Genomic DNA, 423 nt, shown 5'->3' with positions numbered 1-423 from the left:
CGGTGCGGGTGGTGGGCGGGGATGTGCCGATGGTGCGGGCCGAGTGCTGCGTCTCGGGCGGCGCGGCGTTGGCTGACCTGCTGTGTAAGTCCCCTGATCTCGGGGCTGGGCTGGTGCCGTCTCCGCCGGGGGTGCGGCGGGTGCGCGGTGAGGTGATGGATGATCCCGCGCGTGTGCATCCTGGCTGGTTCGCGGCGGTCCCGGGTACGGATTACATCGACGGGCCTCATGATGCCGACGTGATGACGGTGGAGCTGGAAGAGGTTTTCGCCCGGTTGTTGCCGGGCGGCGCGGTGGAGGTGTCTCCCGCGTGTTGGCAGGACGGTAGCGGCTGGGTGCGTTTCGACCTGGAGCCTGAGAGTGCGGTGTGGCTGACTGCGCTGGTGTGGGTGCTGCTGGGGGGTGAGCCTCCTGGCGGTGGGG

General features: G+C 70.0%; 1 protein-coding gene. It reads left to right on the top strand.

Going from position 1 to position 423, the window contains the following annotated elements; genetic code table 11:
• Positions 1 to 29: 29 nt before the first annotated feature.
• Positions 30 to 423: hypothetical protein (locus KDL01_RS42245; protein ID WP_212534313.1), on the top strand; the 394-nt coding region annotated here is incomplete at its 3' end.

Source organism: Actinospica durhamensis, assembly GCF_018139695.1.
In the GTDB taxonomy this organism is placed as follows: Bacteria; Actinomycetota; Actinomycetes; order Streptomycetales; family Catenulisporaceae; genus Actinospica; species Actinospica durhamensis.
The sequence above is the reverse complement of the archived record's forward strand: the minus strand, read 5'-3'. Positions and strand labels throughout refer to the sequence as shown.